We start from the raw sequence: 26,863 nt of genomic DNA on the forward strand, positions 1-26,863 counted from the left end.
TACGTGCCAGGTATTACAGTCGGCCCATGACCAAGTGGGAATACGCGACCGTGCCCCTTCTCGTGCACGCGACCAAGCAGATTCTGGACACCTGGGGCGAGGACGGCTGGGAGCTGGTCCAGGTCGTCCCCGGCCCGAACAACCCCGAGCAGCTCGTGGCCTACCTGAAGCGGGAGAAGGCGTAGTGGCGGGCGCCGTCGAGGCGAAGCTCGCCGAACTCGGCCTGACCCTGCCGGGGGTCGTGCCGCCGCTGGCCTCGTACCAGCCGGCCGTGCGCTCCGGGGTGTACGTGTACACCTCGGGCCAGCTGCCGATGGTGGACGGCAAGCTCGCCGTCACCGGCAAGGTCGGCGCCGAGGTGACGCCGGACGAGGCGAAGGAACTGGCCAGGATCTGCGCGCTCAACGCGCTGGCCGCCGTGAAATCGGTCGCGGGCGACCTGGACCGGATCGCGCGGGTCGTGAAGGTCGTGGGCTTCGTCGCCTCGGCCGCCGACTTCACCGGGCAGCCGGCCGTGATCAACGGCGCGAGCGAGCTGCTGGGCGAGGTGCTCGGTGACAAGGGCGTGCACGCGCGCAGCGCCGTGGGCGTCGCGGTGCTGCCGCTGGACGCACCTGTCGAGGTCGAGGTCCAGGTCGAGCTGGTCGAGGCCTGAGACACCACTGCGCGGTGCGCTGCCGTGCGGTGATGTGCGCTGCCGTGTGTGCGCCGCTGTGCGGTGAGTGAGGACGAGCTGATCCCGTCCGGTCGACGTGACCGGGCGGGATCTTCGTTCTGCCGCCGGGTCCGCCCCGGCGGGCTTTCTGCGGGAGGTCCCCGGCGGGTTTTCCGGGGGAGGTCCCCAGCGGGCTCTCCGCGGGAGGTCCCCAGTGGGCTTCCCATCGGCGGGCCGCTCACCGGCGGGCCGTCGCTCCGGTGGTCTTTCTCGATCACCTCTCGAACATCGGCCCGCTTCCGGATAGCCTCCGGCCATGTCCAATGGTCAGTGGTACCCACCGGAATGGCCCGACCGGATCCGGGCACTCGCCGCGGGCGAGCTGACGGCCGCGACGCCCAGGCGGGCCGCCACCGTGATGCTGCTGCGTGACCGTGCGGGAGCCGGGGGCGGCACCGTCGTGCACATGCTGCGCCGCAGCGCGTCCATGGCGTTCGCCGGGGGCGCGTACGCCTATCCGGGGGGCGGCGTGGACCCGCGTGACGACGACCGCCTCATCGGCTGGGCCGGGCCGTCACTGGAGAGCTGGGCCCGCCGGCTCGGCGTCGGCACCGTGACCGAGGCACAGGCCATCGTCTGCGCGGCGGTCCGTGAGACGTACGAGGAGGCGGGCGTCCTGCTCGCGGGGCCGGCCGCCGACACCGTCGTCGGGGATGTCACCGGGGCGGACTGGGAGGCCGACCGCGAGGCGCTGGTGGCCCGTGAGCTGTCGTTCGCCGAGTTCCTGGACCGGCGGGGCCTGGTGCTGCGCTCCGACCTGCTGGGTGCCTGGGCGCGCTGGATCACCCCGGAGTTCGAACCGCGGCGGTACGACACCTGGTTCTTCGTCGCCGCGCTCCCGGACGGGCAGCGCACCCGCAATGTGTCCACCGAGGCCGACCGCACGGTGTGGATCTCCCCCGGTGAGGCCGCCGACGGGTACGACCGCGGCGAGCTCCTGATGATGCCGCCCACCGTGTCGACGCTGCGCACGCTGAGGCCGTACGGGACGGCTGCCGAGGCCCTGGGGGCCGCGGACTCCCAGGACCTGGCTCCCGTACTCGCACAGGCCCGGCTGGAGGGCGACGCCTTGGTGCTGAGCTGGCCGGGGCACGACGAGTTCACCAAGCACATCCCGGGGGCGGACCCGGCCCGGGAACAGGCTTCGGGCGCGGGCGGCGGTGCCGGGTGAGCGACGCCGCCGCACTGCCCGGACAGCCGCGCGGCGGGGTGCTCTCCGGCCCCGCCACCGCCCGTACGGTCAATGTCCTCGCACCCAACGCCTCGGCGATGACGCTGGACGGCACCAACACCTGGATCGTCGCCGAGCCCGACTCCGATCTGGCCGTCGTCATCGACCCCGGCCCGCTCGACGACGTACACCTGCGGGCCGTCATCGAGACGGCCGGGCGGGCCGGACGGCGCGTCGCCCTCACCCTCCTCACGCACGGCCACCCCGACCACGCGGAGGGCGCGGCCCGCTTCGCCGAGCTGACGCGTACGAAGGTGCGGGCCCTGGACGTGGCACTGCGGCTGGGCGACGAGGGGCTGTCGGCGGGCGATGTGATCACTACCGGAGGGCTCGAACTACGGGTGGTCCCGACTCCCGGGCACACCGCGGACTCGCTCTCCTTCCACCTGCCCGCCGACCGCGCGGTGCTGACCGGCGACACGATTCTGGGCCGTGGCACCACGGTGGTCGCGCATCCCGACGGGCGGCTCGGCGACTACCTGGACACGCTGCGGCGGCTGCGCTCGCTGACCGTCGACGACGGGGTGCACACGGTGCTGCCGGGGCACGGACCGGTGCTGGAGGACGCCCAGGGGGCGGTCGAGTTCTACCTGGCCCATCGCGCGCACCGGCTGGCCCAGGTGGAGACGGCGGTGGAGGCGGGGCACCGCTCGCCCTCGGAGGTGGTGGCCCAGGTGTACGCCGATGTGGACCGCTCCCTGTGGCCGGCCGCGGAACTGTCGGTACGGGCGCAGCTGGAGTACCTGACGGAGCACGGCCTGATCGAAGGCTGACCGGGGACGGTTCGGGGCGGGGCGGTCAGGGCCGGTCGAGGGGGGTCCGGTCGTCGTTCCGGGAGTTGTTCCGCAAGGCGTTCCGGACCTGCTCGGACCTGCTGGGGCCGGCTCCGGGCACGCGTGAAGGGCCCTGCCGTCCGGCCGGGCCCTTCATCACACGCGCCACACAGCCGTAGCCGTAGTCGTAGCCGTATCCGCGGCCTCAGCCCCGGCCTCGGACATCGGCGCGGGCCCCGGTCAGCGCGACCGCTTCGCCAGCCGCTCCACGTCCAGCAGGATCACCGCGCGGGCTTCGAGCCGCAGCCAGCCGCGGCCCGCGAAGTCCGCGAGCGCCTTGTTGACCGTCTCGCGGGAGGCGCCGACCAACTGGGCCAGCTCTTCCTGCGTCAGGTCGTGGACGACGTGGATGCCCTCCTCGGACTGGACGCCGAAGCGGCGCGACAGATCCAGGAGCGCACGGGCCACGCGGCCCGGAACATCGGAGAAGACCAGGTCGGACATCTGGTCGTTCGTCTTGCGCAGGCGCCGGGCGACGGCGCGCAGCAGCGCGGTGGCCACCTCGGGGCGGGCGTTCAGCCAGGGCTGGAGGTCGCCGTGGCCGAGGCCGAGGAGCTTGACCTCGGTCAGCGCGGTCGCGGTCGCGGTGCGCGGGCCCGGGTCGAAGAGCGACAGCTCACCGATCAGCTCGCCGGGACCGAGGACGGCCAGCATGTTCTCGCGTCCGTCGGGGGAGGTGCGGTGGAGTTTCACCTTGCCCTCGGTGACCACGTACAGGCGGTCGCCCGGGTCACCCTCGTGGAAGAGCGCGTCGCCGCGCGCGAGGGTCACCTCACTCATCGAGGCGCGGAGCTCCGCGGCCTGCTCATCATCGAGCGCCGCGAAAAGCGGGGCGCGCCGCAGAACGTCGTCCACGAGTTCTCTCCTTGTCGGCCTGTTCAGGGAACCGTGGTCCCCATCATGCCGGACGGTAAAACAGTGCGATCAATCACAAACCAGTTTGACGCACGGGCGTGCCGGACCCTACGGCAGGGGGCCGATCGGGCGTGGATACGCGGTGACCGGGGCGGATGTCAGTGGCGGGCTCTAGGCTGACCGGGTGTCCAGAATGCCGGTGAGAGCGCAGGCCAAGGGGGCTGATGGGGTGCCGGAAGGCCACAATTCCGCTGTGGGCGAACAGCCCGCTCGGCGCCCGAAATATGCCACAAAGGGCTCCGCTGGAGCGTTGGCCCAGAAGCCGGCCGGGAGGCCCGAAGTGAAGACCACCAAGCCGAGCACCACACCGAAGCCGTCGAGCACCGAGTCGAAGCCGTCACGTGCCGCGTCGAAGCCGAAGACCTCCGGGACTCCCAAGGTCTCCAGGACGCCGAAACCGGAATCGCACCTCGCGATGGTCCGGCGGGCCCGCAGGATCAACCGCGAGCTCGCCGAGGTCTATCCGTACGCCCACCCCGAGCTCGACTTCCGTAATCCTTTCGAGCTGCTTGTCGCCACGGTGCTGTCCGCCCAGACCACCGACCTGAGGGTCAACCAGACCACTCCCGCACTGTTCGCCGCCTACCCCACTCCCGAGGACATGGCCGCGGCCGTCCCGGAGGAGATGGAGGAGATCATCCGGCCCACCGGCTTCTTCCGGGCCAAGACGAAGTCGTTGCTCGGCCTGTCCGCGGCACTCCGGGATTCGTTCGGCGGCGAGGTCCCCGGCCGTCTGGAGGACCTCGTCACGCTGCCCGGGGTCGGCCGCAAGACCGCCAATGTCGTGCTCGGCAACGCGTTCGGTGTTCCCGGCATCACCGTCGACACCCACTTCGGGCGGCTGGTGCGCCGCTGGAAGTGGACCACCGAGGAGGACCCGGTGAAGGTCGAGGCGGATGTGGCCGCGATCTTCCCGAAGAGCGAGTGGACGATGCTCTCGCACCGCGTGGTGTTTCACGGCCGCCGGATCTGTCACGCCCGGAAACCCGCCTGTGGCGCCTGTCCGATCGCCCCGCTCTGTCCCTCGTACGGTGAGGGCGAGACGGACCCGGAGAAGGCCAGGAAGCTCCTGAAGTACGAGATGGGCGGCTATCCGGGCCAGCGGCTCAGCCCGCCCCCGGACTATCCGGGCAAGCCCGCACCGGCTCTGGGAGCCGAATGAGGGAACGGCCCCGGGAAAGCCCCCACCTCACGGAATGGCTCGGAACGAAATGGCCGACGACAGGCGTTGTCAAGCGACGGGGGTGCCCATGACGCACGCACAGAGCTCGACGCACGCGCAGCCCGGGGTGCCGCACGTGCGGCCCGGGGCGCCTCATCCACCGGGTGTGCCGTCCACCGCCGCCCTGATCCCGGACAGCGCGATGGCCGTCACCGGCGACGGCCTGCCCGACTGGCTGGACCCCGTCGCGGCGGCCGCGCGCACCGTGCGGCCGCAACAGCTCAGCCGCTTCCTGCCGCCCGAGGACGGCGCGGGCCGGCAGTCCGCCGTCCTGGTCCTCTTCGGCGACGGGGCGCGCGGTCCCGAGCTGCTCCTGATGGAGCGCTCCGGCTCGCTGCGTTCCCACGCGGGGCAGCCGTCCTTCCCCGGAGGCGCCCTGGACCCGGAGGACGGCGACCAGGCGACGACCGGGCCGCTCCGAGCCGCGCTGCGGGAGGCCGAGGAGGAGACGGGGCTCGATCCGCGGGGTGTGCAGCTCTTCGGCGTGCTGCCCCGGCTGTACATCCCGGTCAGCGGCTTCGTCGTGACGCCCGTCCTCGGCTGGTGGCGGGAGCCGAGCCCGGTAGCGGTGGTCGACCCGGCCGAGACCGCCCGCGTGTTCACCGTTCCCGTGGCGGATCTCACGGACCCGGCCAACCGGGCGACGTCCGTGCATCCGAGCGGTCACCGGGGGCCCGCGTTCCTGGTCGAATCCGCTCTGGTCTGGGGTTTCACGGCCGGAGTGATCGACCGCATCCTGCACTACGCCGGGTGGGAGCGCCCGTGGGACCGGACCAGGCAGGTGCCGCTCGACTGGCGCGCATGACAGGCTGACTTCCCTGCTGCGCTGTTCCGGGCCCGGCCCGGACCCCGTCGTACGGACGGGCCAGGTGACGAATCTGCGAGGCAATAGACGGTGAACGTGCTGGACATCCTGCTGCTGGTCGGTGCCGTGTGGTTCGCGGTCATCGGCTACCGCCAGGGTTTCGTCGTCGGCATCCTGTCGGTGATCGGCTTTCTGGGCGGGGGACTTGTCGCCGTCTATCTGCTGCCGCTCATCTGGGACCGGGCGACCGACGGGTCCGAGGTCTCCTCGATGGCTGCCATCGTCGCGGTCGTCGTCGTGATCGTGTGCGCCTCGATCGGCCAGGCCTTCACCACCCACCTGGGCAACAAACTCCGCCGGTTCATCACGTGGTCGCCAGCGCGCGCCCTGGATGCCACCGGAGGCGCCCTGGTCAATGTGGTGGCGATGCTGCTGGTCGCGTGGCTGATCGGGTCGGCGCTGGCCGGTACGTCGCTGCCGACGCTGGGCAAGGAGGTCCGCAGCTCCTCGGTTCTGCTCGGCGTCTCCCGGGTGATGCCCAAGCAGGCTTCCACCTGGTTCACGGACTTCTCCTCGGTACTCGCGCAGAACGGCTTCCCGCAGGTCTTCAGCCCCTTCGCCAATGAACCGATCACCGACGTCAAGGCCCCGGACCCGGCCCTGGCCGGCAGCCCGGTCGCGGCACGCGCCAAGAAGTCGATCGTCAAGGTCATGGGCATGGCGCCCAGCTGCGGCAAGGCCCTCGAAGGCACCGGCTTCGTCTTCTCCGACCGCCGGGTGATGACCAACGCCCATGTCGTGGGCGGCGTCGACGAGCCGACCGTCCAGATCGGCGGCGAGGGACGGCTGTACGACGCGAAGGTCGTCTTCTACGACTGGGAGCGAGACATCGCCGTGCTGGACGTCCCGGATCTCAAGGCCAAGCCGCTCAGGTTCACCGGCACCGACGACGCGGAGTCGGGCGACAGCGCCATCGTGGCCGGCTTCCCGGAGAACGGGGGGTACGACGTGCGCTCGGCGCGCGTACGCGGCCGTATCGACGCGGACGGCCCGGACATCTACCACCGGGGCACCGTGCGCCGCGATGTGTACTCGCTGTACGCGACCGTGCGCCAGGGCAACTCCGGCGGACCGCTGCTCACTCCGGAAGGAGAGGTGTACGGAGTGGTGTTCGCCAAGTCCCTCGATGACCCGGACACCGGCTACGCGCTGACGGCGGACGAGATCCGTGAGGACATCGACCACGGCCGTACCGCCAACCAGCAGGTCGACAGCCAGGGCTGCGCGCTCTGAGCCTGGCCGCCGCTGTCCTGCCGGCAGCCGTTCCATCGGCTCCGGTCCTGCCGGTCAGGCAGCGGGTGAAGGTGTCGCGGAGTCGTCCTCGCGTTCAGCTGCGGGGGTGCCGCAGCCGCGCCGAGACCCAGCGGGCACGGCGGCGGAGAATGCGCGGAATCCCGAGCCTGGCACGGGTGTGGGGATGATGAACGTCATGCGTGTCGTGCAGCCGGCCCTGGGGGCCGCCCCCCTCGTGAGTGCCCACACCGGCTGTCGCGGTGGAGCGGCGGTTGCGTGCTTCGTCAGTGAAGTCGTGCGTCCAGCCCATACCCCGACGTCTGCCCGTGACCCAAGGTCGGTAATCGTGCGGGAGTCAGCCAATTGGCCTATGCGGCAGGCAATTGGCCATGCGTCGCCCACCTGTGCGCCCGGACTACCGGTCGGGTTCAGGATCCTTGAGCCAGTTGATGAGTTCTGTCGAGAAGCCGACCGGATCCTCTTCGTGGGGGAAGTGCCCGAGACCGTCGAAAAGTCGCCACCGGTAGGGCGCCTCGACGTACTCGCCCGACCCGGCGGAACTGCGCGTCCGGACCGCCGGATCGAGTGACCCGTGCAGGTGCAGTGTCGGCACGCGTACCGGCCGCTTCATCCGCCGGTTGAACTGGACACCGTCCGGTCGTGCGAGGGAGCGCACCATCCAGCGGTACGGCTCGATCGAGCAGTGCGCCGTGGACGGAATGCACATGGCACGCCGGTAGACGTTCACGGTCTCGTCGTCGGGGAAGTCCGCGGTCCGCGGTCCCGACCAGTCCCGGATCAGACGGCCCACCAGGGCCGCGTCGTCGGCGACGAGCTGACGCTCCGGCAGCCACGGCCGCTGGAAGCCCCAGATGTACGAACCCGCCCGGGACTGCGAGAAGTCGGAGAGCATCGCCGAGCGCCAGCGGCGCGGATGCGGCATCGAGGACACCACGAGCCGCCGTACCAGCTTCGGCCGCATCACCGCGGCGGTCCAGGCGAGATAGCCGCCCATGTCGTGGCCGACGAGTGCGGCGTCGGGCTCGCCGAGCGAGCGGATGACGCCGGTGACGTCGAGCGCCAGGTTGGCGGGGTCGTAACCCCGGGGTGTGCGGTCGCTGCCGCCCACCCCGCGAAGGTCCATGGCCACTGCACGGAAACCGGCGTCGGCGAGAGCGGTCATCTGGTGGCGCCATGTCCACCAGAACTGCGGGAAGCCGTGCAACAGCAGCACCAGCGGCCCGTCACCCATTTCCGCGATGTGGAAGCGCGCGCCGTTGGCTGCCACGTCGCGGTGGGTCCAGGGGCCGTCGAGGCGTACCGGACTGCCGGCACCGGCCGGACTCGTCGAGCCTGCCGGACCGAATGGGCTGGAATCGGGGACCGTCATGTGGACGAGCGTGCCACAGCGGCGGCCTTGTCCTTACCGGGACGGTTCTCGATGGCCTTGTCCGCCAGGGTGCTGCCGGAGGCCCGGAGGATCTCGTCGGCCCGGACGGACGGCCGCGGGTGCGGCTTGACGCTCTGGAGCACGGCGGCGGTCTGCTTGGCCGAGGCGATGGACTTCTCCGGCGGCTTGACCTTCTTGAACTTGGCGATGGCGATCAGCGCGAGCAGTACCGCCAGAAGGATGAACGCGCCGCCCACGATCAGGAACGACCAGGCGAGCCCGAGCCCCAGATTGTGGATCCCGTACGCGGCCGCGAAGCTCAGCACGGGCAGCGAGAACAGAATCAGCACGCCCGCGACGATGAACGCCACACTGCCGATGACGCCGCGCTTGACGTCCTGCCGTACCTCGGCCTTGGCCAGGGCGATCTCATCGTGCACCAGCGCGGACATCTCGGCCGTCGCCGAGGCGACCAGCTGTCCGAGACTGCGGTCCGCGCTGCCCACGTAGTTGCCGGGGTCGCTCATCCCTGACTCCCTCTCCTCTTCGACACATCCGATGTCAGATCATGCCGGACTGTCCGGCTTGTTGCGCGCTGCCCCCGCCAGTTCGGCCAGACGGCGGTGCTCGGCCGCCTTCCGCTCGTGGATCACGGCCATCCGCAGGTGGTATTCCGGGTCGTCCTGTTCGTAGATGTCGGGCACGCCCGACTCGTCCTCGTCGAGCTCCTCCGCCTCGTACAGGGCCCGGTATCTGCGTACCCGCAGTTTGAGCAGTACACCGGAGAGCACGGCTGCTATCAGGGAGCCGATCAGCACGGCGGCCTTGATCTCGTTGACCGTTTCCGCGTCGCCCTCGAAGGCGAGTTCGCCGATCAGCAGGGAGACGGTGAAGCCGATTCCGGCGAGCGAGGCGACCGCGAAGACGTCCGCCCAGGCCAGATCCTTGTTCAGCTCCGCCTTGGTGAAGCGGGTCGCGAGCCAGGTGCCGCCGAAGATGCCGACGGTCTTGCCGAGAACCAGTCCGAGTACGACACCGAGCGTCTCCGGACGGGTGAAGACTCCGGCGAGCGCGTCGCCCTTGAGGGAGACCCCGGCCGAGAAGAGCGCGAACAGGGGCACGGCGAGCCCGGCCGACAGCGGGCGGACCAGATGTTCGATGTGCTCACCGGGCGAGTGCTTCTCGCCCTCGCGCTTGGTGCAGCGCAGCATCAGACCCATGGCGACACCGGCGATGGTGGCGTGGATGCCGCTGTTGTACATCAGGCCCCAGATGACCAGGGCCAGTGGTATGTAGATGTACCAGCCCCGGATCCCCTTGCGGATCAGGAGGTAGAAGACGACGAGACCGGCGAAGGCCCCGCCGAGCGCCATGAAGTCGATGCTGTCGGTGAAGAAGACCGCGATGATCAGGATCGCGAAGAGGTCGTCGACGACGGCGAGGGTCAGCAGGAACGCGCGCAGGGCGGACGGCAACGAGGTGCCGATGACCGCGAGGACGGCGAGCGCGAAGGCGATGTCGGTGGCCGTGGGGACGGCCCAGCCGTCCGTGGACCCACTGCCGACAGTCGTGGTGAGGACGTAGACCAGCGCGGGCACGACCATGCCGCACAGTGCCGCGACGACCGGGAGTGCGGCGGCCTTGGGGTCACGGAGTTCGCCCGCGACCAGTTCACGTTTGAGTTCGACGCCGGCGACGAAGAAGAAGACGGCGAGCAGCCCGTCGGCCGCCCAGTGCGCCACGGAGAGGTTCAGGCCCAGCGACCCGGGGCCGAGGTGGAAGTCGCTGATCGTCCGGTAGCTGGACTGGAAGGTGTTCGCCCAGACCAGCGCCGCGACGGCGGCGGCCAGCAGGATCACTCCGCCGACGGTCTCGGTACGCAGCGCCTCCGCGACATAGTTCCGCTCGGGCAGGGAAAGGCGTCCGAACAGGGTGCGGCGGGGCGAAGGGGGTGTGGGGGCGGGCGCGGCCACGAGTGGGGACCTCCGGGTCGGTACGGCAGCGATGGCATGGCTGATGCACTTGCCGACCAGACTTCCCGGCACACCCTTTGGAGATTTCTTATTACGTTATTGACGCAGCGACCACTGTACCTGGGCGGCCGGGAGCCGTATCCAGCGATTTCGACCCTAAATGCCCGATGGGCACCCGGCGCGTTGCCGGATGCCCATCGGGGCCGTACGAATCCACCGCTGCGGCGGCCGGGCCGTCAGTCCTCGGAGGACGCCGACGGCAGCTGGGTCTGGATCAGGTCCATCACCGAGGAGTCGCTGAGTGTGGTGACGTCCCCCACCTCGCGGTTCTCGGCGACGTCGCGCAGCAGGCGGCGCATGATCTTGCCCGAGCGGGTCTTGGGGAGTTCGGCGACCGGCAGGACCCGCTTGGGCTTGGCGATCGGGCCGAGCGTCGCGCCGACGTGGTTGCGCAGGTCCACGACCAGCTCGTCGGAGGCGGTCGCCGTACCGCGCAGGATCACGAACGCGACGATCGCCTGGCCCGTCGTCTCGTCGGCCGCGCCGACCACGGCGGCCTCGGCGACCGACGGGTGCGACACGAGCGCCGATTCGACCTCGGTGGTCGAGATGTTGTGCCCCGACACGAGCATCACGTCGTCGACCCTGCCGAGCAGCCAGATGTCGCCGTCCTCGTCCTTCTTCGCACCGTCGCCCGCGAAGTACTTGCCCTCGAAGCGCGACCAGTAGGTGTCGATGAAGCGCTGGTCGTCGCCCCAGATGGTGCGGAGCATCGACGGCCACGGCTCGGTGAGGACGAGATAGCCGCCCCCGCCGTCGGGTACCTCGCGGGCCTCGTCGTCGACGACCGTGGCGGAGATCCCCGGCAGTGCGCGCTGGGCGCTTCCCGGCTTGGTCTCCGTCACACCGGGCAGCGGCGAGATCATCATCGCGCCGGTCTCGGTCTGCCACCAGGTGTCCACGATCGGGCACTTGTCGGCGCCGATGTGCTTGCGGTACCACATCCACGCCTCGGGGTTGATCGGCTCACCGACCGAACCGAGGACGCGCAGCGACGACAGGTCGAACTTGGCGGGGATGTCGTCACCCCACTTCATGAACGTACGGATCGCGGTCGGCGCGGTGTAGAGGATCGTGACGCCGTACTTCTGCACGATCTCCCAGAACCGCCCCTTGTGGGGGGAGTCGGGCGTGCCCTCGTACATGACCTGGGTGGCGCCGTTGGCCAGCGGCCCGTAGACGATGTACGAGTGTCCGGTCACCCAGCCGATGTCGGCGGTGCACCAGTAGACATCGGTCTCCGGCTTGAGGTCGAAGACCGCGTTGTGGGTGTACGCCGCCTGGGTGAGGTAGCCGCCGGAGGTGTGCAGGATGCCCTTCGGCTTACCCGTGGTGCCGGAGGTGTAGAGGATGAAGAGCGGCTGCTCCGCCTCGAAGGCCTCGGGGGTGTGCTCGGCGGACTGCCGGCCGGTGATCTCGTGCCACCAGACGTCGCGTCCCTCGGTCCACGCGGTGTCCTGGCCGGTGCGGCGGACCACGAGGACGTGCTCGACGCTCTCGATACGGGAGACGGCGTCGTCGACCGCGGGCTTGAGCGCGGAGGGCTTGCCGCGACGGAAGCCGCCGTCGGCGGTGATGACGACCTTGGCGTCCGCGTCCTGGATGCGCGCGGCGATGGCATCGGCCGAGAAGCCGCCGAAGACCACCGAGTGCGCGGCGCCGATGCGGGCGCAGGCCAGCATCGCGATCGCGGCCTCGGGGATCATCGGCAGATACACGGCGACGCGGTCGCCCGTGCCGACACCGAGTTCGATGAGGGCGTTGGCGGCGCGGGACACCTCGTCCTTGAGCTCCGCGTAGGTGATGGCGCGGCTGTCGCCGGGCTCACCCTCGAAGTGGATGGCGACCCGGTCGCCGTTGCCCGCCTCGACATGGCGGTCCACGCAGTTGTACGCGACGTTGAGCTTGCCGTCCGCGAACCACTTCGCGAAGGGCGGGTTGCTCCAGTCGAGCGTCTCGGTCGGCTCCGTGGCCCAGGTCAGGCGACGAGCCTGCTCGGCCCAGAAGCCCAGCCGGTCCGCTTCGGCCTGCTCGTACGCCTGTGCTGTGACGTTGGCGTTGGCGGCCAGTTCGGCAGGCGGCGCGAATTTCCGCTCTTCCCGAAGCAGGTTGGCCAGGCTTTCGTTGCTCACGACTTCTCCCAGTCCCAGGGTGTCCGTTGTGTCCCGGGGCATAGCTCATCAGGCCGGGGGCCAGGTGACAAGTGTCTGCCGGGAATTGGTTTAGACCTGTGTCTTCGTGTATGGAGGCACGATCCCGCTCCGCACGGCATGCCGTCGCACAGTGCCGCGGGGCACCGTACGCATGGCATCGCACCTGCGGAACGGGATCACAAGATCTCACGGAGCTGGGGTGTGTCCGGTTCAGAGGGTGTGGCCGGTTCAGACGCGGGTACGTTCCAACTCGCCCGGACCGGAAGGGTCGGTGAACAACGCGTGGTCGGTGCCGTTCCGCGCCTCGGGACCCGCGCCGGGCCCGACCCGGTCGAAGACCTCATCGGGTCCCGTACCGGAACTGGACTCCTCGGTCAGCAGATACGCCTGCGCCTCGCCCACGTGGAAGTACATCCCGTGCAGCTGGAGCGTGCCTTCCGCGAGCCGCCGTGCCACCGCCTCGTGCGCCCGCAGATGCTCCAGCTGCTGGACCACGTTGGTGAGACAGAGCTGCTCCACCGCGTCGGTGGGCAGCCGGCCGGAGATCCGTGCCCAGGAGTGATGGCGGGACGCCATCCGCTCCAGGCTCGGCAGCCCGTGGCGCAGCCAGCGCCACAGGGGCGTCGTCCTGGGCGTCCCGGGATCGGCGTTGAGCAGTGCCTGCATGGCCCCGCAGCCGGAGTGCCCGCAGACGGTGATGGACTCGACCCTCAGCACGTCCACCGCGTACTCGATCGCCGCGGCCACGGAGTCGTCCCCGCTCGCCGGGGACTCGGTGTCCGGCGTGGGCACCAGATTGCCGACGTTGCGCACGGTGAAAAGGTCACCCGGGCCGCTGGACGTGATCATGCTGGTGACGAGGCGGGAGTCGGCGCAGGTGATGAAGAGCTGGGAGGGCCGCTGTCCCTCGGCGGCGAGTCTGGCCAGCTCCCCGCGCACCAGAGGTGCCGTATTGCGCTGGAACGAACTGAGGCCGCTGAGCAGACGATGGGCCCCGGTCGGGCGTGACATGCCCGCGGAACCGCCGACGCCCCTGCCGGGACCGGCGCCGGTGCCTTCTGTCTCGGCCGTGCCGCCGTGCGAACCGGAACCGGAACCGGAGCCGGAGCCGGAGCCCGAGCCCGAGCCCGAGCCGGAGTCCGCGTGGGAAGGGGAGCTGGCGCCGGTACCGGTGCCGGTGCCGTGGAGTGTGTCGGCGGCGGTGGTGGGTCCTGTGGGGTTTCCGTGACAGTGGTGGTTGCGCCACGGGGTCCAGGGGCGGCAGCAGGAGTGTGCCGCCGAGGTGGGCTCGGCGATGCGGCCGCCCGACCTGCCGGTGAAGGAGATCCGGGCGCCCTGGGCGAGCTGGGTGGTGCGCCAGTCCTGGATGCTCTCGTAGGCCGCGTGGTCCATGAAGAACCCGTCGAGTTCGACGATCGCGTCCACTCCGGGCGGAAGCTGGCCGAGCGTCCGGCTGAGCCGTGGAACGGCCAGGAAGGTCAGCTGGCCGCGGATGGTCACCAGATACCGCTCGCCCTGCTCGCTCACGGTGACTCTGGTGCGGGCCAGCCGGTGCAGCGCCACGGCCACGGCCACGGTGATGCCGATCGTCACGCCCTTCAGCACGCCGAAGGCGATCACGCCGGTGATCGTCGCGCCGTACACCAGGAACTCCCTGTGTCTGTGGACATTGCGGATATGGGCGAAGCTCACCATCTGGATGCCGACCACCATCACCAGCGCGGCGAGCGCGGCCAGCGGGATCCATTCGAGCACCGTCACCAGCAGCACCGCCGCGAGCAGGACCCAGACGCCGTGCAGGACGGTGGAAGCCCGGCCGGTCGCCCCCGCCCGTACGTTGGCCGAACTGCGCACCGCGCCCCCGGACACCGGAAGTCCACCCAGTAGTCCGGCCAGGGTGTTGGCGATGCCCTGAGCGCGCAACTCGCGGTCTAGGTCCGAGCGTTGGACGAGAACCGGAGGTTGTCCGGCGCTCTGGCCGGGTGGTTGTCCGGCACGCTGCGTGGATGGCTGGGAGGAGGCCGGGCCGGCCGGCCGGGCGGACGTTTGCTCGCCCGCGGGGTCGGCGGGCGGGGGCGGCGGAGCCGCGGGTGTCGAGGGTGTCCGGTCGGCCGTGTGGTCGGTCCGGTTCGCCGCGCGGTCCGCGGCCAGCTTGTCCACGGCCACCGCGGCGAGCAGCGATTCCAGGCTGGCCACCAGCATCACTGTGAACACCGCGGTGGCCAGGGCCAGTACGGGTCCCTGCGGCAGCTCGGGCAGGGCGTGTGAGCGCCACGACGGCAGGTCGACCCGGGCGATCCCGGGTGTCGCGAGGGCGGCCACCGCGGTCGCGAGGACCACCGAGGCGAGCGCGGCCGGAATTCTCCGTACCGCTCTCCCGGCGCGGCCCGGCAGCCGTGGCCACAGCACCAGGACGGCGATGGTGAGCGCGCCGATCAGCGGGGCGGCCGGACTGAAACGGGCCAACTGGTCCGGCAGGGCGAGGGCGTTGTCCATGGCGGAGCTCTGCGGTGAACCGCCGAGCACGATGTGCAGCTGGGCGAGGGCGATGGCCACGCCGATACCGGCGAGGGTGCCGTGCACGATGGCGGGACTGACAGCGAGTGCGCTGCGGGCCGCGCGCAGCGAGCCCAGCAGGATCTGCAGAAGTCCGGCGCCGATGGTGATGGCGCAGGTGGTGCGCCAGCCGTAGATCTGGATCAACTCGGCTGTGACCACGGTCAGTCCGGCGGACGGGCCGCTGACCTGGAGGGGTGTCCCGCCGAGAAGGCCGGCGACGATGCCGCCGATGGCCGCGGAGACCAGGCCGGCCGCCAGCGGGGCGTCCATGGCGACAGCGAGGCCGAGGGACATCGGGACGGCGATGAGGAACACGGTGATCGATGCGGACACATCGGCGCCCGCGATACGGAAGCGGCGCCCGCCGGGCGGCGGGCTGTGAGGGCGCTTGACTCCCGAGGCGCGGGGAGGGCGCGAACTTCGAGGGGTGCGTTCATGACGAGTGGGGACGCAGGCAGACATGTTCCCGTCTCCTCCGGGGCAGCGCGGTCGCGGGGTGTGGGGGACGCGGCCGTGGGTCACGGCGTGCAGCGGCGGGATTTCTCAACTCTCGGTAAACGAATCGTAATGGAGAGTAAAGTTACGCGTCTCGCATTTCGGGCAAATGGGCCATCGGATCACCCATTCAAGTGAATAAGCGTCTTTTCATACGGCCTGTCGCGCAGTGATTGCAGGGCTGCGTGCGAATTTGGCGGCGCCGTCGGCACTTCAACGCAAACAACCTGCAAGGAAGAGGGTGGGCGGATGATGGCCGCCACGAAGAGGATGGCCTTTGGCGTCATGGCCATGGCACTGATCACGGGTCTGGCGGGCTGTTCCGGCGCGGAATCCGGTGACAGCGGCTCCCGGGCGTCCGGGGCGGGCGCCGAGAAGAAGGCGCAGGAGGCCAAGCAGAACGGCCCGGCCGCCCCCAGGAACGCGGTGAAGCTCATCGGGGACGGCTCGACCGCCTTCACCGGTGTCCAGCCGAAGCTGCCGGTGGCCAAGCGCCTCGCGCCCGGCCGGAAGCCTCCGCAGTTCGTGGTGTTCTCCTGGGACGGAGCGGGGGAGGACAGCCAGAAGCTCTTCTCGCACTTCCGCGGTGTCGCCAAGAAGTACAACGCCAACATGACCTACTTCCTCAGTGGCGTGTACCTGCTGCCCGAGGAGAGGAAGGCCCTCTACGACCCGCCCAAGCACTCGGCGGGCCGCTCGGACATCGGCTTCAACGACACCGAGGGCATCCGCGACACCCTCGCCGAACTGCGTGCCGCGTGGCAGGACGGCAATGAGATCGGCACCCACTTCAACGGTCACTTCTGCGGCAAGGACGGCGGGGTCGGGACCTGGTCCGTCGAGGAGTGGAAGAGCGAGATCGCCCAGGCCAAGTCCTTCGTCAAGGGGTGGAAGACCAACACCCCGGAGCTCAAGGCCGAAGCTCCGCTGCCCTTCGACTACGACAAGGAACTCGTCGGCGGACGAACCCCCTGCCTCGAAGGGCAGAAGAACATGGTCGCCGCAGCCCGGACGATGGGCTTCCGCTACGACTCCAGCGGGGTCGGCAATCAGGTCTGGCCCGAGAAGAAGGACGGCATCTGGGACCTGCCGCTCCAGCTCGTCCCGGTGCCCGGCCGCGCCTTCGAGACCCTCTCGATGGACTACAACTTCATGTTCAACCAGTCCGGCACGACGCAGGGCGACCCCGACCAGCACGAGTACTGGGGCAACCAGATGCGCGACGGCCTGCTCCAGGCCTTCGACCGCTCGTACAACGGCAACCGTGCGCCGTTGATCATCGGCAACCACTTCGAGTCCTGGAACGGCGGCACGTACATGCGTGCCATCGAGGAGACGGTGAAGACCGTCTGCACCAAGGAGGGCGTGCGCTGCGTGTCCTTCCGGCAGCTCGCCGACTGGCTCGACGCACAGGACCCGGAGACGCTGGCCAAGCTGTCCACCCTCGGCGTCGGCCAGGCGCCGAAGGGTGGCTGGACGTCCTACCTCACCGCCCCGGCGGCGGCAGCGTCCGGAAAGCCTGCCGGCAAGGGCACGGAAAAGGGTGCCGAGAAGGGCACGGAAAAGGGTGCAGAGAAGGGCACGGAAAAGGGTGCCGGCGAGAGTGAGGGCGATGAGCCCGCGGAGACGGGCGGCGAAGTGAAGGCCGCTCCCGCGAAGGCGGAGGGCCACGCCGCCGAATAGCCCGGGATGCCGGACCGGTCGGGTCGCCCCGGCCGGCCGGCCGCGCGGCTACGCGGGAGCGCTGACACCCGCTTCCGCGCACCGCTCGTCGAGCACGAAGGCGGGGTCGACCTGGGCAGCCAGGTCGGCGCCCGTCTTCTCGTTGCCCCAGCTCTCCGCGTTCTTCAGATGGAAGTGCACCATCTGGCGTGTGTAACGCTCCCAGTCCCGCAGTTCGTACGAGTCCTCCGCGGCGTCCTGGAGGGCCTGCAACGCCATCCGGTTGTCCGCCTCCAGCAGATCGAACCGGGACGGGCGGCCCTTCTCCATCGCCCGGACCCAGTCGGACTGGCCCACCCCGACGAGCAGGTCGTCGCCGACCTCCGCGCGCAGGAAGTTGAGGTCGTCCTGCCCCTGCACCTTGTTGCCGACGACCTTCAGCGCGATGCCGAAGTCCCGTGCGTATTCCTTGTACTGGCGGTACACCGACACCCCCTTCCGAGTCGGTTCCGCGATCAGGAACGTCATGTCGAAGCGGGTGAACATCCCGGAGGCGAACGAGTCCGACCCCGCGGTCATGTCGACCACGACATATTCGTCCGGACCGTCGACCAGGTGGTTGAGGCAGAGCTCGACCGCCCCGACCTTGGAGTGGTAGCAGGCCACACCGAGGTCGGACTCGGTGAACGGGCCGGTGGCCATGAGCCGGATCTCCCCGTCGTCGAGCCGGACCGTGCGCGCGCACGCGTCGTAGACGGGGTTGTCCTCGCACACGCGCAGCAGCCGCGATCCCTCGCCGGGCGGCGTTGTCTTGATCATCGTCTCGGCGGAGGCGATGCGGGGGTTGCTGCCCCGCAGGTAGTCCTTGATCAGAGGCAGTTGCGCACCCATCGCGGGCAGCGCGGCGGCCTCTTCCTCGTCCAGGCCCAGCGCGGCCCCGAGGTGCTGGTTGATGTCGGCGTCCACTGCGAGGACATGGGCTTCATTGGCGGCGAGGTGGCGGATGAAGAGCGAGGACAGCGTGGTCTTGCCGCTGCCGCCCTTCCCTACGAAAGCGATCTTCATGTTCACCTAGGGTAGCCGCACGAACGCGCACTGCTGCCACGGTTCGTGAAGAAGACCACTCCAAGGCGGTACGGGCGCAGGGGGCGCGTAGCCTCGCTACTTATGAGTACGACTGCCTCAGACCCGCTCGCCGCCCTCGGCGCCCTGCCCGGGGTCACCGACGCCGTGGACTCCGTACGCAAGGCCGTGGACCGGGTCTACGGCCATCGCGTGATGCGCCGTCGCAGCAACGAGGTCACCGCCGAAGCGGCGCTGCGCGGCTCGCGCGGTTCCGCCGCGCTGGCCGGGGCCGACTGGAATCTGGAGGAGGTGCGCCGGCGCACCGACTTCCGTGGTGAGGACGAGGCGCGCACGGTCGGGGCGGCGCTGCGGCTGACCGCGGAAGCCGGCCAGCTGCTCTCGATCTGGCGGCAGTCACCGCTGCGCGTCCTTGCGCGACTGCACCTGGTGGCGGCCGGTGGCGCGTCTCCCGACGACGCGGTCGGACGGCCGCGGCTGGCCGGTGAGCCCGTTGATGAACCGCTGATCGAGGCGCCGCTGCCGAGTGCCGACGAGGTGGCCGGGCGGCTCGAAGGCCTCTCGCAGCTGATCATCGCGGGCAGTACCGCCCCGGCGCTGGTCACCGCCGCGGTCGTGCACGGGGAACTCCTCGCCCTGCGTCCCTTCGGCTCCCGCAACGGCCTGGTCGCGCGGACGGCGGAACGGATCGTCCTGATCGGCAGCGGGCTGGACCCCAAGTCCATCTGCCCGGCGGAGGTGGGTCACGCGGAGCAGGGGCGGGCGGCCTATGTCGCGGCGTTCGAGGGCTATACGGCCGGGACCCCCGAGGGTATGGCTGCCTGGATCACCCACTGCGGACGCGCGGTGGAGCTGGGGGTGCGGGAGTCGACCGCGGTGTGCGAGGCGCTTCAGCGAGGTGCCGCGTAGGGCGTGCGCGCCGGACGGCCGGGGTGGTGAACGGGTTGCGGCGGTACCGGCTCCGGTACCGCCGCTGGCACGTCCACCCAGTTACCAAGCGTCCTCGGAATATGCCCATCAGGTCGGGAACCTTGCCCGTCACCTGGTGCGGCTGGCCCGTAATCGACGGGTCGACGTCGCGTGGGTGCTCGGCTTTCGTGCTCGGTCCGTGGGGCCTTGCTGCGTGAAGGTGATCCTCTCGGATGTCCCTGGTCTCGCGGGCCGTTGAGTCCTTTGTACTCCAGTACCGGGGGAAGGGAAAGCCCTGGCTCCACTTCTTTACTTTTAGGTTCAAATAAGGGTGAATCGGGCGGGCCTGCCGGGCGGATCTCCGGACCCGCGCATCACGCGGAGAGTGCGCCGGCGGTGCGCCGGCGATTGGCGTACCAGACCAGCCCGGCGGTGACGGCCGCCGCCCCGACCGCTGCTGCGGCCACGAGCGCCGGGCGTGGCGGCATCGAGAAAGCGGGCAGGCGCTGCTTGAGCCGAACCGGCCGGTCGAAGACGAGAATCGGCCAGTCCCGCAGGGTCGCTTCGCGCCGCAGCGCCCGGTCCGGGTTGACCGCGTGGGGGTGCCCCACCGACTCCAGCATCGGTACGTCGGTGGCGGAGTCGCTGTAGGCGTAGCAGCGCGAGAGGTCGTACCCCTCCGACACCGCGAGCGCCTTGACCGCCTCTGCCTTGGTGGGGCCGTACGCGTAGTACTCGACCTCGCCCGTGAAGCAGCCGTCGTCGCCGACGACCATCCGGGTGGCGACGACCCGGTCGGCGCCGAGCAGCTCGCCGATCGGTTCGACGACCTCGGCGCCCGAGGTCGAGACGATGACCACATCACGCCCCGCGGTGTGATGCTCCTCGATGAGGGTGGCCGCCTCGTCGTAGATGATCGGGTCGATCAAGTCGTGCAGGGTCTCGGCGACGATCTCCTTGACCTGCTGGACGTTCCATCCCTTGCAGAGCGCGGAGAGATATTCGCGCATCCGCTCCATCTGATCGTGATCTGCGCCCCCGGCAAGGAACACGAACTGTGCGTACGCGGTGCGCAGTACGGCACGGCGGTTGATCAGTCCGCCTTGGTAGAAGGACTTGCTGAAGGTCAGAGTCGAAGACTTCGCAATGACCGTCTTGTCCAGGTCAAAGAAGGCTGCTGTACGCGGCGAGAAGCAGTTTTCCACAAGGCTGAGCATAGGGGCCCACCATTCGGCGTAAACTCCGGCGCGTGGGTTTGCCTGAGAAGGCCCTCGGGTACACCATGGAAGTCACGGATCGTTCGCGACCGTGCTAACCCGGTCCGACTCCTCCCCCCCCGAGTCGGCCGTGGGGACGACCCCCGCTCTCCCCCCCGGCGGGGGTCGTCGCATGTCCGGACGCGTTTTTGACGCTCGGATTCATGATTCCCCTCCTTCTCCGGTCCGAGCTGCCCCGGCTCCTGCCGCGCTCTGCACACTCTCCCTCGTCACCGTGCGTAACGGAAGGGCTGCGCTCCGGAAGTCACCGGTATGAGCTACGAAGTTATTCACAGCGTCGAAGTTGTCCACAGTTTTTCAGCAAGATCCACATGTTTTTCCGAGGTGTTGCACGTTGATTCCACCCGTGAAGTCCGCGGGTTCCGGAATCGCGCATCTCGGAACGCTCCGAGATCGCCGCGGACCGCACTGAAGGGCAGTGAGAAGGGGCGGAGATCGTGGCTGGATCCCTCGCACGAGAAGGTCTGCCGATCGCCGAAGGGCGGCGGGGCGGACCGTTGATCGTGACCGAAGACGTGGAGTTGCTCGACGATCTGCTGCGGCTGTGCGCGGCGGCCGGGGCGGAACCCGAAGTCCATCACGGGCCGCCCGAGCGAAGGGGCGGCTGGGACCGGGCGCCGATGGTCCTGGTGGGCGACGACGCGGCCGCGCGGTGCCGCGGTGCCGCGCGCAGACGGGGTGTGCTGCTGGTCGGACGGGACCAGGACGACCCGGACGTCTGGCGGAAGGCGGTGGAGATCGGGGCCGAATACGTGTTGCGGCTGCCCGATTCCGAGAGCTGGCTCGTCGACCAGATCGCCAACGCGTCCGAGGGGGTGGGCAGGCCCGCGCTCACCGTCGGGGTGATCGGCGGGCGGGGCGGCTCCGGCGCGTCCACGCTGGCCTGTGCCCTCGCGGTCACCGCGGCGCGGTCGGGCCGTCGGACCATGCTGATCGATGGTGACCCGCTCGGCGGTGGCATCGATGTGCTGCTCGGAGGCGAGCGGGCGGAGGGTATGCGGTGGCCAGATTTCGTCCATTCCAAGGGGCGTCTCGGCGGTGGGGCTCTGGAGGACTCGCTACCCGCGCTGCACGGACTGCGGGTGCTCAGCTGGGGCCGGGACGATGAGGTCGTCATCCCGGCGCAGGCGATGCAGGCCGTGCTCGCCGCCGCGCGCCGTCTCGGCGGGGCGGTCGTCGTGGATCTGCCCAGAAGGGTCGACGGGGGCGTCGCGGAGGCACTGGCGCAACTGGACCTCGGCCTGCTCGTGGTCCCCGGCGAGCTGCGGGCGGTCGCGGCGGCGAAGCGGGTGGCGGCGATGGCCGGAATGGTGCTGGACGACATCCGAGTGGTGGCGCGGGGGCCGTATGCGGCGGGTCTGGACGGACAGTGGGTCGCGCAGGCGCTCGGCCTTCCTCTCGTGGGTGAACTTCCGCTGGAATCGGGGCTGTCGGCAGCCCAGGACGATGGCGTGCCACCGGGCGGCAGTGCCCGCGGGCCGCTGGCGCGGTTCTGTGAGGCGTTCTGGGACCGGGCGGACGTCCGGCACGGCAGTGGTCCGACCGTCGGCACGACGACCGGTCCGGCCGGGGGAGGCCGGTCATGACGGAGGCCTTGCTCGACGCCGTGCGGCAGCGGCTGGCGCGCAGCGGCGCGCCACCCACGCCCGCCGGAGTGGCGGCCGCGCTGCGGGCTCAGGGGCGACTGCTGGGCGATGCGGAAGTGCTGGGCACGGCAGAGCAGTTGCGCGGCGAGCTGGTCGGAGCCGGGGTACTGGAGCCGCTGCTGGCCGATCCGGCGGTGACCGATGTGCTGGTGTCCGCGCCGGACCGGGTGTGGGTCGACCGGGGTCGCGGGCTCGAACTGACGGGGACCGTCTTTTCGGACGCGGCGGCGGTACGGCGACTGGCGCAGAGGCTCGCGGCGGTGGCCGGGCGACGGCTGGACGATGCCCGGCCGTGGGTGGACGCGCGACTGCCCGACGGGACCCGGATGCATGCGGTGCTGCCACCGGTCTCCGTCGGCTCGACCTGCCTCTCACTGCGCGTCGTGCGGCCCCGGGCCTTCTCCCTGGCGGAGCTGGTCGCGGCGGGGACGGTGCCACCGGGTGGCGACGGAGTCCTCCGGGCGCTGGTGGAGGCCAGGATCTCCTATCTGATCAGTGGCGGGACGGGAGCCGGGAAGACAACGCTGTTGGCCAGCCTGCTCGGAGCGGTCGGCGCGCACGAACGGATCGTGCTCGCGGAGGACTCCGCGGAGCTCCGGCCGGACCATCCGCATGTGGTGCGCCTGGAGTCCCGGCCCGCCAACCAGGAGGGCGCGGGGCAGGTGAGCCTGCGGGACCTGGTGCGGCAGGCGCTGCGGATGCGCCCCGACCGGCTGGTGGTCGGGGAGGTGCGCGGCGCCGAAGTGGCCGACCTGCTGGCCGCGTTGAACACGGGGCACGAAGGAGGGTGCGATCTATTGACCGAACTAACTGACACGTTCTCGCAGGTCAGAGGCACTTTCTGCTAGCTTCCCGCCATGCCAGATGAGCAACGTCCCCGACGGGACTTGAAGAGCTTTGTACTGCCTGAGATAGGCGAACTTCTCGCGACTGGAGATCCGTGGGAGCCCTACCGGTTGCTGGATCCGGCCGGAAGGCCGGTAGAGCCTGCCGCGGTGTACCTGAAGGACCTTCTGGCGAGGGACTGTTCACCGTTGACACCGCGCTCATATGGCATGGATCTCCTCCGCTGGTGGCGCTACCTGTGGGTACTTGGGATCGAGTGGGACCGCGCGACTCGTGAGGATGCCCGGGACTTCATGCTGTGGATGAAACTGGCGGACAAGCCACTACGTGTCCACTGGCGCCACCGCGGCAAGGAGTCCGCCGCGATCTCTCGGCCGGCTCAGACCGGTAGGCCGACGCCCGGAACGCCGAACCCAGTGACTGGGAAGCCCACCGTCGGCTTGAAATATGCGCCCAACACCAGAGCCCACTGCGAGACGGTGCTGCGGTCGTTCTACGACTTCCATCTGGAGCACAACACGGGATCGCTGCTGGTCAATCCCTTCCCCCTCGACCGCAGTCGGCACTCAGGCCGAGCCCATGCTCACCACAACCCTGGGCAGCAATACCAGAGGCAGCGGACCGGTCTTTACCGACCCAAGATCCCCAAGCGGGTTCCACGACGTATCCCTGATGAGAAGTACACCGAGGTCTTTGCCAGCCTCCGTTCGCACCGCGACAGGGCCCTGCTGGCTTTCTGGGTCGCCACGGGTGCCCGCGCGGAGGAACTGCTCACCTCGAAGCAGGGCAGTGCGATTGTCGGCCAGCAGACCATAGGCGTGATCCGCAAAGGAAGCCGTGACTACCAAGAACTGCCCGCCACGCCCGATGCCTTCATCTGGCTGCGGCTATACCAGGAAGCGGCTTGGAAGAAGGGTGTCCCTCGCGGTCGTCAGCAACCGCTGTGGTGGACGCTACGTCGCCCTTGGAGACCGCTGGAATACGACGCGGCCCGCATGATGTTCAACCGCGCCAACGACCTTCTGGGCACCAACTGGACGCTGCACGACTTGCGACACACGGCGACGTTCTTGATGCTTGATGACCCGGATATGCCGCCGGTTTACGTTCAACACATCCTCGGCCACAAGAGCTTGTTGACGCTGGACGTCTACAACCGCCCGACCAGGGACGACGTCATCGTCGCCGGTCTCGCCCATCACGCCCGTCGGGAAAAGCAGCGCAATGATCCGCCCAAGCAGGTCGAAACCGCATATAACCCGAATTCCTTGTCCGTTCTGTTCGGCCGGGACATGCCATGACCATCACTGAGACACAGGCTGTTGCGCACTTCGTTCCGCGAAACACAGACCTGACGGGCGCCGAAGCGGTCGCACTGATAGGTCGGTTCCCTCCGAGGGTGCCCCTCGCTACGTGGCCTGGAGCGGAAGCATCGCGCGAGGAGATTCTTCACCGGCTTGAGCAGCCCCCGCTGCGAGCCCTTGCCGACCGAGCCCAGGACGCCCGGATGCGTGGGGCACGTCTCCTGCTGAACTGGCTGGAGACATTCCCCGGCACGACCTGGCAGCAACGCTGGCAGTCGAGTCCCGGTTCGTCCCAGCAGGCCCTATCCGCCGGCTGGCAGGACGACTTCAGGGAGTGGGCCAGATCGCTGGGACACCGCCCTGGGAACTCGATGAGCAGAACGGGCCTCCTCGCCCTGCTCTGCGCGGATGCGATCCGACCCAACCCACACTTCATCAATGGCATCTTGTCCAGGCATCTCCGACCGGCCATCGAGGTATCCCGTGATCCCGAGGGTTTCGCGTACCTGCGGGCGTCGCTGCCAGTTGACGTAGTGACAAGCAAAAAGGGATCCGCAGCTCTGAAATTGATCTCCGAGATCATCGTCTCGCAAGGCGGTGGTGTCCGGGACATTACCGTCGGGGATCTGTTGTTGTGGCTCCAGATGTCCGGCAGTAGGGAAACCATTCGGATCCTAACGGCTTATGAGTTGCTCCGCGACCTGGGGAGCCTTCCTGCAGATGGCCCCCCAACCTTGCGCCGCATTACATATCGGAGTGGGCAAGTCCACCCGGCGCAACTGGTGGACCGTTATCGGCTGAAGTGCCAGCCGGTTCGTGACGCCATCGTGGCCTATCTGCTAGAGCGGTCTCCGGCCATTGACTACGGAACGGTTAAATCCCTGTCGGCAACTCTGGCGCTGCGATTCTGGGCGGATATAGAACACCACCACCCGGGGATTGACTCTCTGAATTTGCCGACCGACGTCAGTGCCGCCTGGAAAGCCCGACTCGCCACCAAAATCGTACGCAAACGCCTACCAGACGGCTCCGTGGTGGAAATGACCGAGCCGCGAAGAAGTGCTGTGGCTGTCAAGACGACGGTGCGGGCCTTCTACCTGGACCTTGCGCAGTGGGCTCTTGAGGAACCAGAAAAGTGGGCAGGCTGGGTGGCCCCCTGTCCCGTCAGCGCGTCCGAGCTCGTGGTCAAAAAGGTAGAACGTCAACGGAAGTCCCGCATGGACCAGCGCACCCGAGAACGGCTACCAGTCGTTCCCATGCTCGTTAAGGCTGCCGAGCGTCGCCTCAAGGAGGCTCAGGGGCGACTCCGCGCGCTCAACGCGGCGTCTCTTGGGGCGGAGTTCACTGTCTCAGGCGAGACGTTCGCCGTCCCGCGAACGACTACTCGGGTCGGCGGTCGCCCGACCAGGGCTTGGGACAGCCAGGGTGTTGCACGTGACTTTGGCGCAGAGGAGAGGATGGCGTTCTGGGGATGGGCAGCCATCGAGATCCTGCGGCACAGCGGCATCCGAATCGAAGAGCTCCAGGAGTTGGGGCATCACAGCATCATCAGCTACACGCTCCCCACCACAGGACAAGTCGTTCCGCTCCTGCAGATCGCGCCATCGAAGACTGATCAGGAAAGACTTCTCCTGGTCACGCCGGAGTTGGCCGATGTGCTGAGCACCGTCATATCCCGGGTCCGGGGCGCCGACGGGAAGGTGGCCGTGATCCCGAGCTACGACGGACATGAGCGAGTCTGGAATCCGCCGATGCCCCTGCTCTTTCAGGAGAGCAACGCCGGCCAAGGTCATCGGTTGTCAGCAAGCTTTATTCGTAAAGGGATTAACAAGGCCCTGGCCGACACCGGGCTCCTCGACAACACCGGAGAACCGCTGACGTTCCAGCCCCATGACTTTCGCAGAATCTTCATCACGGACTCCATCCTTAACGGCCTGCCGCCGCACATCGCCCAGGTGATTGCTGGGCACGAGCACATCGGAACCACGATGGGATACGCCGCCATCTACCCTGCGGATGCCATCGAGGCTCACCGGGCATTCATTGCCCGACGCCGGGCCTTGAGGCCAGTTGAGGAATATCGAACGGTTACACCGGAGGAGTGGGACGAGTTCCTCGGCCACTTCGAGCGGCGTAAGTTGGCCTTGGGTGAATGCGGTCGCGCCTACGGCACCGACTGTGCTCATGAGCACGCTTGTGTCCGCTGCCCAGTCCTGATCGTGCACGCGACGGAAAAGCCCCGACTGGTCGAGATACACGACAATCTGCGAGCCCGGATCCAGGAAGCCGAACACGAAGGCTGGCTCGGCGAAATCGAAGGGCTGCAGAGTAGTCTCACTCACGCTGAAGAGAAACTCGCCCAACTCGATGCGCAGATCGCCCGGAAGCAGGAGGCGGTCAATCTGGGTATCCCTACCTTCCGGGAGATCGTTGCCCGTACTGCTGCGGTAGACGCGTCGTGCGACCGAGAATAGGCGTCCTGAAGTTACCGG

At 69.0% G+C, this 26,863-nt stretch carries 21 protein-coding genes and 1 pseudogene; 13 read left to right on the forward strand and 9 right to left on the reverse strand.

Annotated features, from left to right (window positions below; all coding sequences use genetic code 11):
- Nucleotides 1-26 precede the first annotated feature (26 nt).
- The 4 genes from OHA98_RS02915 to OHA98_RS02930 all read left to right on the forward strand — a co-directional run bounded on the left by OHA98_RS02915 (nucleotide 27) and on the right by OHA98_RS02930 (nucleotide 2,719).
- Entirely contained in the window at nucleotides 27-185 is a 159-nt protein-coding gene (locus OHA98_RS02915; RefSeq protein WP_003967454.1) for a DUF4177 domain-containing protein, read from the forward strand.
- Nucleotides 185-655: a RidA family protein gene (locus OHA98_RS02920; protein ID WP_266922524.1), complete on the forward strand. Its 471-nt coding sequence runs from the start codon at nucleotides 185-187 to the stop codon at nucleotides 653-655. Before OHA98_RS02915 ends, OHA98_RS02920 begins: the two co-directional genes overlap by 1 nt.
- Nucleotides 656-971: 316 nt before the next feature.
- The gene (locus tag OHA98_RS02925; RefSeq protein ID WP_266922525.1) at nucleotides 972-1,886 is read left to right on the forward strand and encodes an NUDIX hydrolase; all 915 of its coding nucleotides are present in this window, start codon (nucleotides 972-974) and stop codon (nucleotides 1,884-1,886) included.
- Nucleotides 1,883-2,719: an MBL fold metallo-hydrolase gene (locus OHA98_RS02930; protein ID WP_266922526.1), complete on the forward strand. Its 837-nt coding sequence runs from the start codon at nucleotides 1,883-1,885 to the stop codon at nucleotides 2,717-2,719. Before OHA98_RS02925 ends, OHA98_RS02930 begins: the two co-directional genes overlap by 4 nt.
- Before the next feature lie 240 nt (nucleotides 2,720-2,959).
- On the opposite strand, the gene OHA98_RS02935 is transcribed toward OHA98_RS02930, so the two are convergent.
- Complete coding sequence (locus OHA98_RS02935) at nucleotides 2,960-3,634, reverse strand: Crp/Fnr family transcriptional regulator (RefSeq protein WP_014046869.1); 675 nt, start codon at nucleotides 3,632-3,634, stop codon at nucleotides 2,960-2,962.
- A 340-nt stretch (nucleotides 3,635-3,974) separates the two neighbouring features.
- On the opposite strand from OHA98_RS02935, the gene nth reads away from it, so the two are divergent.
- The 3 genes from nth (at nucleotide 3,975) to OHA98_RS02950 (ending at nucleotide 7,014) form a co-directional block, all read left to right on the forward strand.
- The gene (gene nth / locus OHA98_RS02940; protein ID WP_266922527.1) at nucleotides 3,975-4,856 is read left to right on the forward strand and encodes an endonuclease III; all 882 of its coding nucleotides are present in this window, start codon (nucleotides 3,975-3,977) and stop codon (nucleotides 4,854-4,856) included.
- Between the two features lie 202 nt (nucleotides 4,857-5,058).
- Nucleotides 5,059-5,721 (forward strand): CoA pyrophosphatase, encoded by a 663-nt coding sequence (locus OHA98_RS02945; RefSeq protein ID WP_266927673.1) that lies wholly within the window; start codon nucleotides 5,059-5,061, stop codon nucleotides 5,719-5,721.
- Nucleotides 5,722-5,811: 90 nt separating this feature from the next.
- Nucleotides 5,812-7,014: a MarP family serine protease gene (locus OHA98_RS02950; RefSeq protein WP_266922528.1), complete on the forward strand. Its 1,203-nt coding sequence runs from the start codon at nucleotides 5,812-5,814 to the stop codon at nucleotides 7,012-7,014.
- A 94-nt stretch (nucleotides 7,015-7,108) separates the two neighbouring features.
- Here the strand turns inward: OHA98_RS02950 and OHA98_RS02955 are convergent, their stop codons facing one another.
- The 6 genes from OHA98_RS02955 to OHA98_RS02980 all read right to left on the reverse strand — a co-directional run bounded on the left by OHA98_RS02955 (nucleotide 7,109) and on the right by OHA98_RS02980 (nucleotide 15,611).
- Entirely contained in the window at nucleotides 7,109-7,324 is a 216-nt protein-coding gene (locus OHA98_RS02955; RefSeq protein WP_266922529.1) for a hypothetical protein, read from the reverse strand.
- 105 nt (nucleotides 7,325-7,429) lie between these two features.
- On the reverse strand, nucleotides 7,430-8,404 hold the full coding sequence (locus OHA98_RS02960; protein WP_266922530.1) for an alpha/beta fold hydrolase: 975 nt from the start codon (nucleotides 8,402-8,404) through the stop codon (nucleotides 7,430-7,432).
- A complete protein-coding gene (locus OHA98_RS02965; RefSeq protein WP_266922531.1) occupies nucleotides 8,401-8,931 on the reverse strand; it encodes a phage holin family protein in 531 nt (176 codons plus the stop codon). The genes OHA98_RS02960 and OHA98_RS02965 overlap by 4 nt, the downstream gene beginning before the upstream one ends.
- 39 nt (nucleotides 8,932-8,970) lie before the next feature.
- Nucleotides 8,971-10,377: a Na+/H+ antiporter NhaA gene (nhaA, locus tag OHA98_RS02970; protein WP_266922532.1), complete on the reverse strand. Its 1,407-nt coding sequence runs from the start codon at nucleotides 10,375-10,377 to the stop codon at nucleotides 8,971-8,973.
- Nucleotides 10,378-10,613: 236 nt separating this feature from the next.
- Entirely contained in the window at nucleotides 10,614-12,611 is a 1,998-nt protein-coding gene (acs, locus tag OHA98_RS02975) for an acetate--CoA ligase (RefSeq protein WP_266922533.1), read from the reverse strand.
- A gap of 207 nt (nucleotides 12,612-12,818) precedes the next feature.
- On the reverse strand, nucleotides 12,819-15,611 hold the full coding sequence (locus tag OHA98_RS02980; protein WP_266922534.1) for a SulP family inorganic anion transporter: 2,793 nt from the start codon (nucleotides 15,609-15,611) through the stop codon (nucleotides 12,819-12,821).
- A 282-nt stretch (nucleotides 15,612-15,893) separates the two neighbouring features.
- Here OHA98_RS02980 and OHA98_RS02985 point away from each other — a divergent pair, with 282 nt between their 5' ends.
- Entirely contained in the window at nucleotides 15,894-17,327 is a 1,434-nt protein-coding gene (locus tag OHA98_RS02985) for a hypothetical protein (RefSeq protein ID WP_266922535.1), read from the forward strand.
- 48 nt (nucleotides 17,328-17,375) lie between these two features.
- On the opposite strand, the gene OHA98_RS02990 is transcribed toward OHA98_RS02985, so the two are convergent.
- Nucleotides 17,376-18,371, reverse strand: a complete 996-nt coding sequence (locus OHA98_RS02990) for an ATP-binding protein (RefSeq protein WP_266922536.1) — start codon at nucleotides 18,369-18,371, stop codon at nucleotides 17,376-17,378.
- Between the two features lie 102 nt (nucleotides 18,372-18,473).
- Between OHA98_RS02990 and OHA98_RS02995 the strand changes: the two genes are divergently transcribed.
- A complete protein-coding gene (locus tag OHA98_RS02995) occupies nucleotides 18,474-19,298 on the forward strand; it encodes an oxidoreductase (protein WP_266922537.1) in 825 nt (274 codons plus the stop codon).
- Nucleotides 19,299-19,672: 374 nt separating this feature from the next.
- Here the strand turns inward: OHA98_RS02995 and OHA98_RS03000 are convergent, their stop codons facing one another.
- A complete protein-coding gene (locus OHA98_RS03000) occupies nucleotides 19,673-20,515 on the reverse strand; it encodes an HAD family phosphatase (RefSeq protein ID WP_266922538.1) in 843 nt (280 codons plus the stop codon).
- Between the two features lie 497 nt (nucleotides 20,516-21,012).
- On the opposite strand from OHA98_RS03000, the gene ssd reads away from it, so the two are divergent.
- The 4 genes and pseudogenes from ssd (at nucleotide 21,013) to OHA98_RS03020 (ending at nucleotide 26,845) form a co-directional block, all read left to right on the forward strand.
- Nucleotides 21,013-22,161, forward strand: a complete 1,149-nt coding sequence (gene ssd / locus OHA98_RS03005; RefSeq protein WP_266922539.1) for a septum site-determining protein Ssd — start codon at nucleotides 21,013-21,015, stop codon at nucleotides 22,159-22,161.
- Nucleotides 22,158-23,012, forward strand: a pseudogene (locus OHA98_RS03010) (TadA family conjugal transfer-associated ATPase); the annotation flags it as partial. The gene ssd and the pseudogene OHA98_RS03010, both read left to right, overlap by 4 nt.
- 204 nt (nucleotides 23,013-23,216) lie before the next feature.
- Entirely contained in the window at nucleotides 23,217-24,368 is a 1,152-nt protein-coding gene (locus OHA98_RS03015; RefSeq protein ID WP_266922540.1) for a site-specific integrase, read from the forward strand.
- A 374-nt stretch (nucleotides 24,369-24,742) separates the two neighbouring features.
- A complete protein-coding gene (locus OHA98_RS03020; RefSeq protein ID WP_266922541.1) occupies nucleotides 24,743-26,845 on the forward strand; it encodes a site-specific integrase in 2,103 nt (700 codons plus the stop codon).
- Nucleotides 26,846-26,863 lie beyond the last annotated feature (18 nt).

The organism is Streptomyces sp. NBC_00654, assembly GCF_026341775.1.
GTDB lineage: Bacteria > Actinomycetota > Actinomycetes > Streptomycetales > Streptomycetaceae > Streptomyces.